This is a genomic window from Aestuariivirga sp. (assembly GCF_044238155.1).
Lineage (GTDB): Bacteria > Pseudomonadota > Alphaproteobacteria > Rhizobiales > Aestuariivirgaceae > Aestuariivirga.
The window spans coordinates 1-7,529 of sequence record NZ_JBIIDX010000164.1; the positions used below are offsets into that span (position 1 = coordinate 1).

A 7,529-nucleotide genomic window follows, 5' to 3' on the forward strand; every position below is an offset into this window, starting at 1 on the left:
GCGGCGGAAATATCTTTTCGACGCGGGGAGTAGGAAACGCCCTTACCCGGACGACAGCCTATCTGGCCGTGGCGTTTTTCTGTACCTCGATTGCGTTGACTGTCATTGCAACGCAACGCGGCGGGGGGTCGGTTATTGACGCGGTCGATACAGTTCCACCCCCGGCTGAAACCCAAACTCCTCCAGAGGGAGCTGGCGGCGGCTCAGTTCTGCCTAATCTGGCCCCCTCGAAGCCGGCTCAACCGCAGGTGCCCGTCAGCCCCTGACGGTTGCTCGCAGTTTTCCGCAATCATCCCGCTTTGGGACCGCGGCGGGGCTTCGAATCGTGCGTTGAACCAGTTAGGGTGAAAGCCCATGGCGCGTTATATTTTTATTACCGGCGGCGTGGTTTCTTCCCTCGGCAAGGGGTTGGCATCTGCGGCATTGGGAGCACTCCTGCAGGCCCGTGGTTTCACCGTGAGGCTGCGAAAGCTTGATCCCTATCTAAACGTCGATCCCGGGACAATGAGTCCCTATCAGCATGGCGAGGTGTTCGTCACGGATGACGGCGCTGAGACGGACCTTGACCTTGGCCATTACGAACGCTTCACCGGCAGACACGCCAACAAACAGGATAACATAACCACCGGCCGCATCTATCAGGAGATCATAGCCAAGGAGAGGCATGGCGACTTCCTGGGCGGGACGGTTCAGGTCATTCCGCATGTCACGGATGCGATCAAGGACTTCATCCGATCCGGCAACGACGGCTATGATTTCGTGCTGGTCGAAATCGGAGGTACGGTAGGTGACATTGAAGGCCTGCCATTTTTCGAAGCCATCCGCCAATTTGGACAGGAACAGCCGCGGGGTGATTGCCTGTATATCCACCTGACATTGCTGCCGTTCATTCCGACGGCCGGTGAATTGAAAACGAAGCCAACCCAGCACTCGGTTAAGGAACTCCGCTCGATTGGCATCCAGCCTGACATCCTTTTGTGCAGAGCTGACCGTGAAATTCCCGTCAATGAACGGCGAAAGATAGCGCTCTTCTGCAACGTGAGACCATCTGCCGTCATCCAGGCTCTAGACGTGAAATCGATATATGACGTCCCTAGAGCCTATCATGACGAAGGGCTTGACCGAGAAGTTCTGGATCTGTTCGGTTTCAAGGAGGTTCGCGAACCAGATCTCAGCCGATGGCACGATGTGATGCAGCGGATCAACCAGCCGGAAGGTGAGGTGAACATCGCGGTTGTCGGTAAGTACACTGGTCTGCTCGATGCCTACAAATCTCTGCAAGAGGCCCTTGTCCATGGTGGCATCGCAAACAGAGTGCGCGTAAACGTTGAGTGGATCGAGTCAGAAATTTTCGAGAAGGAGGACCCAGCTCCCTATCTGGAAGGCGTTCACGGAATTCTCGTACCAGGAGGCTTTGGTGAGCGGGGATCAGAGGGTAAGATCCGCGCGGCTACTTTCGCGCGCACCCGTAACGTTCCGTATTTTGGCATCTGCTTTGGCATGCAGATGGCATGTATCGAGGCAGCCAGGTCGTTGTGTGCCATAAGTTCAGCAAGCTCGACTGAATTCGGAGAGACCCCAGAGCCTGTTGTAGGCACAATGACTGAGTGGATGAAGGGAAACGAACTTGAAATACGCAAGTCCGGGGGCGATCTTGGCGGCACCATGCGGCTTGGCGCGTATGAGGCCGATCTGAAGGAAGGCAGCAAGGTTGCTGAAATCTACGGTCAAACTCGCATTTGGGAGAGACACCGTCACCGTTACGAAGTGAATACCCGGTATCGTGAGCAGCTTGAGGCCGCTGGTTTGAGGTTTTCTGGGATGTCGCCAGATGGGTTGCTGCCCGAAACCATCGAGTATCCCGATCATCCATGGTTCATCGGCGTTCAGTATCATCCGGAACTGAAGTCGAAGCCCTTTGATCCGCACCCGCTGTTTCGTTCTTTCATAGCAGCTGCTATCGAGCAAAGTCGGCTGGTGTAGGTCATGCGGTCGGCCATCGGGATCATCCTATCAGTCTTTTTTGGTCTGCTCCTCACCTCCCAAGCCTTCGCTGTTGATCCGAACCTGATCGATCGATCTGAGCGAACTCTGGCGTTGTTCCGCGCTGAGATGGATCAGTCGCTGCAGCAGCTCCGCAAGCCAGCACTCACAGACAAGGAACTTGCGAATCTTCGCGCGTCGTTTGAAGACATCAGGTCGAATAGCGCCCAGCTTTCCATCGAGCTTCAGTCACCGATCTCAGACCTCACTCAGCAACTCGACTCTCTCGGACCAGCCCCCACAGCCGGCGCAGCGGAAGATCCCGAAGTTGCAAAAGCGCGTTCCGACCTGACTGATACGCGCAATAAACTGATTGCCCTCAAGTCGCAGTATGACGTGTTGGCTCTTAATGCCGAACAGAATGCAGGACAAGTGTCTGTTCTCCAGCGTGATCAGTTCGTCGAGCGCATATTTGATCGCAACCGTTCCATAGTAAATCCCAGTCTCTGGATCGACATGTGGACTGGAGTTGGTGCGTTCTGGGTTGCGATGTACGCCTTCTTTGCTGTGTGGTGGCAGGATGTTGGTCCGAACGCCAGCCCATGGGGCTTGATCGCCGTCGGCATCGTCATCCTTGCCTTTTTCACCGGGTACCAGGTTCTTTATCAGAAGCTAGGCGCCTGGATGGACCGTTTCACGCGGTCGGGCGAACAGCTGGATGACATTACCCGCTTGTGGATTATTGTCCGATCATTACTGGGGACGCTGGTGTCCCTATTGGTTCTGATAGGACCCATTCATCTTGCGCTTGAGGTGAGCGGTTACGTGACCCCCCGGATGTTAATGGTCTGGATGGGGATACTGCTCACGATGGTATTTGCCTTGTTGTACTACAGGGTCGCACGCGGCATGTCGGCTCCTGGCGAACCAGCCCGGCGGATCATAGATTTGGATGATCAGGCTGCTACTCGCTTTACCATTCTGGCAGGGTTCACAGGCTTTGTCGGGACTTTGAACACGCAGCTCATCCGGGTCGCTGACGGCCTATATCTCGGTGTGAGCTATACAGTTGGGCATTCTGCCATCTCTGCTCTTGTGTTGCTGCTTCTGATTTCGGCGGCGATGCTGACTCTGCAGAAACAAACCGGACTTGCTGATGCCAAGAGCAGAAACCTCTATTTTACCTGGGCGACGCGGCTGGCCCCTCTTGTCTGGCTTATCATCATAATCGGTTTTGGCGCGCTTCTATTGGGCTATCTGTCGCTGGCAAATTATTTGGCGCATCAGATCATACGTACAGCCATGCTGGTGGCTGTAGTCTTCTTGTTCTACTACTTGTTTGACGCTGCAATAGGAGCAAGTTTTGATCCACACAGCAGTTTCGGAACATTTCTGCGCAGGGTAACTGGATTAAGGGAGCGCAGCATAGAGCGTTTGGGGCTCATACTCAGGACGAGCGTTGATGTGTTTCTCATCATTGCGGGAGTACCAGTTCTTCTCTTGCTCTGGACGCTGACTTGGGTTGATTTCAGCGGCTTCATCAACACGCTGAGGATAGGTTTCCAGATCGGCGACGTAACCGTATCGCCAGCAATGTTTCTTGTTGTTCTGGGAACATTGGTCGGTGGTATAATAGCGACAAAGCTCTTCAGTCGTTGGTTGAACAGGCGTATTCTGTCGGATACGCGCATCAACAAGGGTGTTCAGGATTCGATTCTCAAGGGGGCGACTTACGCGGGTTATGTGCTGGCGATCGGGTTTGCATTAACCGCCGCAGGTATCAATTTTTCGAACATCGCCATTGTCGCTGGGGCCCTGGGCGTAGGCATCGGTTTCGGACTGCAGTCAATCGTCAACAACTTCGTGTCGGGACTCATTATATTAGCCGAAAGGCCTGTCCGGGTTGGTGACTGGGTTGCCTTGTCCGCCGGAGAAGGTATCGTCCGGCGCATCAACGTGCGGTCGACAGAGATCGAGTCATTTGATGGCTGTTCGATCATACTGCCCAACTCGCTGTTGGTATCAGAGCCGCTGCAGAATTGGACACATGTCGACAATCGTGGACGTATCCTCGTTGCCGTGACGGTTGATTATGATAATGACGCGGAGCTCATACGGGCCTTGCTGATAGATTGCGCTAAACGGCATCCGAAGATTCTGACCTATCCGGAGCCAAGTGTAACCATGTCGCGATTTGGTGCAAACGGATTAGAGTTTGAGCTTCGCGGTTTCGTGGCCGATATTCTTAATGGTGGTCAGATCGCCAGCGATCTGCGTTTTGAACTGTTCACCTTGTTCCGTGAGAAGGGCGTCTCCATGACGCCTTCTTCGTCCGGAAAATCACCAGCTAAGAGCTGAAGCGATAAAAGGCGTTAAGGCAAGTGTCAGAGCAAAGAAAGAGTGGTCTTGATTATCTGAAAACCGTGATCGCAGAGGGCAGGGGATCTGCCATGGCAGAAACGATGAACATGCGCCTGATCATGGTCGAAGACGGCTCTGCGAAGTTTGAGGCAAATCCAACAGAGCGCCACTATAATCCCCAGATGCGGGTTCACGGCGGCTATGCCGCGACCCTTATTGACTCCGCCATGGGGTGCGCGGTTCAGACAAAGCTACCGGCAGACGCAGGCTATGGAACCATCGAATTGAAGGTGAACTACGTCCGAAAAATAGATGGTAATACTGGACGGCTGGAGTGCATCGCGCATGTGATTCACTCTGGCCGGTCGATGTTCACTGCTGATGCGAAAGTTGTCGGCGGTCAGGGTCAGCTTTACGCTCATGGTTCGGGCACATTCATGGTGTATCCAAAATGAAGACACAGCCAGTCGTTAGCGTTGGTTCGGTGAGGCTCGGCAATATGTTGCCCTTGGTGTTGATTGCCGGACCCTGTCAGATGGAGAGCCGGGAGCACGCCTTCATGATGGCCGGGCGGTTGAAAGAAATCTGCAGTCGTTTGGGCGTCGGACTCATCTACAAATCTAGTTTCGATAAGGCGAACAGAACCAGTCTCAGCGGGAAAAGAGGAATGGGGCTTGAAAAATCGCTTGCCGTTTTTTCCGATCTGCGCGCTGAATTGGGCTTGCCGGTACTGACTGACGTTCACGAGATTGGCCAGTGCGCGGAAGTTGCAGACGTCGTTGACGTTCTGCAAATCCCGGCGTTTCTTTGCCGGCAGACTGATCTGCTCGTGGCGGCAGCCCAAACAGGACGCATAATCAATGTCAAAAAAGGACAGTTTCTAGCACCGTGGGACATGAAGAATGTACTTGCCAAGATTGTGGAGAGTGGCAATCCGAACGTTCTTCTGACGGAGCGTGGCGCGTCTTTCGGATACAACACGCTTGTGTCTGATATGCGTGCGCTACCAATCATGGCGGAGACTGGCGCTCCCGTGGTTTTTGACGCAACCCACTCCGTACAGCAACCAGGAGGGCAGGGCACGTCGTCTGGCGGGGACCGGCGAATGGTGGCAGTGCTTGCGAGGGCGGCGGTAGCTGTTGGGGTTGCGGGAGTATTCATCGAAACTCATGAAGATCCTGATAAGGCTCCATCGGATGGACCAAACATGGTTCCCCTTGCTGAATTGGAGCGGCTTCTTGAAACACTGCTGGCGCTTGATAAAGTAGTAAAAACCCATTGAATTCCGCCTTTTGCTGCGACTCTTGCAAAAGTTTCGGACTGCCCGCATAAGCGCATCGGATATTCGTTCTCAGGAAAGCTGGCCATGACCGCAATAATTGATATTACCGGACGGGAGATTCTAGACAGCCGGGGCAACCCAACGGTTGAGGTTGATGTGGTTCTCGAGGATGGATCGATGGGCCGGGCTGCTGTACCTTCGGGAGCATCAACGGGAGCGCATGAAGCTGTAGAGCTGCGCGATGGAGACAAGGCGCGCTATCTCGGTAAAGGCGTAACGAAAGCTGTTGCCTCGGTCAATGGCGAGATCTTCGACGCGCTGGCAGGGATGGAGGCCGAGGACCAGATCGCGCTCGACCGGACCATGATTGAGCTTGATGGTACGCCAAACAAAGCCCGGCTTGGCGCAAACGCTATTCTTGGAGTTTCTCTGGCATGCGCGAAGGCCGCGGCAGAGTCTTCCGGACTGCCGCTTTATCGTTATGTGGGCGGTGCCGCCGCGCATGTGCTGCCTGTGCCAATGATGAACATCATCAACGGCGGCGCTCATGCCGACAACCCAATCGACTTTCAGGAATTCATGATCATGCCGGTTGGCGCGGAAAGCTTCCGTGAAGGCCTGCGGATGGGTGCTGAAGTTTTTCACACTCTCAAGAGTGCTCTGAAGAAAGCTGGCCACAACACGAATGTCGGCGACGAGGGAGGCTTTGCACCAAACCTGCCGTCCGCGGAGGCAGCATTGGATTTCGTGATGAAGGCAGTGGAGCAGGCTGGGTATAAGCCAGGTCATGATGTCGTCCTAGCTTTGGACTGTGCAGCAACCGAGTTCTTCAAGTCGAATGTCTACGACTATACAGGCGAAGGCAGGAAGCGTTCGGTGTCCGAACAGGCACAATACCTCGCTGATCTGGCAAAGGCCTACCCGATCTTCTCCATCGAAGATGGTATGTCCGAGGATGATTGGGATGGCTGGAAGCAAGTCACTCGTCTGATTGGTAAAACGCATCAGTTGGTTGGTGACGATCTTTTCGTTACAAATACCAGTCGACTGCGCGAGGGTATCGCAATGGACGTAGCAAACGCAATCCTGGTCAAGGTGAACCAAATCGGTTCGCTGACCGAGACGTTGGATGCTGTGGAAACTGCGCATAAAGCCGCCTATTCCGCCGTGATGTCTCACCGATCTGGTGAAACCGAGGATTCAACCATCGCTGACCTGGCGGTGGCGACCAATTGCGGGCAGATCAAGACTGGTTCCCTGGCGCGCTCAGACCGTTTGGCCAAGTATAATCAGCTGTTACGCATCGAGGAAGAACTGGGGAGCCAGGCAGTTTACGCTGGCAGAGGCATTCTCAAGGCTGCGTCACGGTCAAGCTGAACGTTCGCGGGATTGTTTCTGTTGCAGTCGAGGCGACGGCTAGGAGCGGCTCTCGCTTGATGTCTTAACTGCGATTATGCCCGCTGAGATGATGATCGCGGTGCCAAGTAGTGTTGAAACCTTTGGGACCTCGCTGAAGAGGAGGTAACCCCAGAGTGGCACCCACAACATGCCGCTATACTCAAACACCGTTACAACATTGGCATTCGCGAGGCGATAGGCATGGGTTAGGAGCGCCATGCCGCTCGCCGCGATCACGCCGCATAAGCCGAGCAGGAACAGATCACGACTTTCTGGCATGGTCCAGGGTCGAATTAGAAAATCGAGTGTCGGGTTATCGACGGTTTTAAAGCCAGTCAGGTGGAAGGCGAGGGCCATTAAGGCGGCTACGATCATGTACACAGCGTTAACGTAGAAGGCCATGACCGTGGTTGAGTCCCGCGAACCGAATTGCCGTGCGAGGATCATCGATAGAGCGTACGCCGCTGCACTGAAAAGGCTGAGCAGAGCAGCAGGCTTGAACAAA

The 7,529-nt window shown here is 54.4% G+C and carries 6 protein-coding genes and 1 pseudogene; 6 read left to right on the top strand and 1 reads right to left on the bottom strand.

Annotated elements, in window-relative coordinates; genetic code table 11:
• The 6 genes from secG to eno all read left to right on the top strand — a co-directional run.
• A partial coding sequence (gene secG, locus ACILRN_RS14605) for a preprotein translocase subunit SecG (RefSeq protein ID WP_395689499.1) occupies nt 1–266 on the top strand: 266 nt, incomplete at its 5' end.
• Between the two features lie 88 nt (nt 267–354).
• Nucleotides 355–1,983 carry a CTP synthase gene (locus ACILRN_RS14610; RefSeq protein ID WP_395689500.1) on the top strand — a complete coding sequence of 543 codons (1,629 nt, stop codon included), beginning with the start codon at nt 355–357 and terminating at the stop codon, nt 1,981–1,983.
• A gap of 3 nt (nt 1,984–1,986) precedes the next feature.
• Entirely contained in the window at nt 1,987–4,341 is a 2,355-nt protein-coding gene (locus tag ACILRN_RS14615) for a DUF3772 domain-containing protein (RefSeq protein WP_395689502.1), read from the top strand.
• A gap of 92 nt (nt 4,342–4,433) precedes the next feature.
• The gene (locus ACILRN_RS14620) at nt 4,434–4,799 is read left to right on the top strand and encodes a PaaI family thioesterase (RefSeq protein ID WP_395689503.1); all 366 of its coding nucleotides are present in this window, start codon (nt 4,434–4,436) and stop codon (nt 4,797–4,799) included.
• Complete coding sequence (gene kdsA / locus ACILRN_RS14625; protein WP_395689505.1) at nt 4,796–5,626, top strand: 3-deoxy-8-phosphooctulonate synthase; 831 nt, start codon at nt 4,796–4,798, stop codon at nt 5,624–5,626. Before ACILRN_RS14620 ends, kdsA begins: the two co-directional genes overlap by 4 nt.
• A gap of 84 nt (nt 5,627–5,710) precedes the next feature.
• Entirely contained in the window at nt 5,711–7,003 is a 1,293-nt protein-coding gene (eno, locus tag ACILRN_RS14630; RefSeq protein WP_395689507.1) for a phosphopyruvate hydratase, read from the top strand.
• A gap of 39 nt (nt 7,004–7,042) precedes the next feature.
• Here eno and ACILRN_RS14635 read toward each other — a convergent pair.
• A pseudogene (locus ACILRN_RS14635) lies at nt 7,043–7,529 on the bottom strand (EamA/RhaT family transporter); the annotation flags it as partial.